Source organism: Streptomyces sp. NRRL S-920 (assembly GCF_000717945.1).
Lineage (GTDB): Bacteria > Actinomycetota > Actinomycetes > Streptomycetales > Streptomycetaceae > Streptomyces > Streptomyces alboniger.
Map to the genome: position 1 here is coordinate 1 of NZ_JODF01000194.1, position 207 is coordinate 207.

The following is a 207-nucleotide window of genomic DNA, read 5'->3' on the forward strand; positions in this document are numbered from 1 at the left end:
CCCTGGGTGTGGCGGTGGTGGGCGAGGGCGTCGAGGAAGGTGTTGGCGGCGGCGTAGTTGGCTTGGCCGGGGTTGCCGAGGACGCCGGCGGCGGAGGAGAAGAGGACGAAGGCGGAGAGGTTCAGTTCGCGTGTGAGTTCGTGGAGGTTGAGGGCGGCGTCCGCCTTGGGCCGCAGGACCGCGTCGAGGCGTTCGGGGGTGAGGGAG

At 71.0% G+C, this 207-nt stretch carries 1 protein-coding gene; it reads right to left on the reverse strand.

From position 1 onward, the window contains the following. The coding region (locus tag IG54_RS39000) for a ketoreductase domain-containing protein (RefSeq protein ID WP_037898504.1) at nucleotides 1-207 on the reverse strand (207 nt) is incomplete at both ends.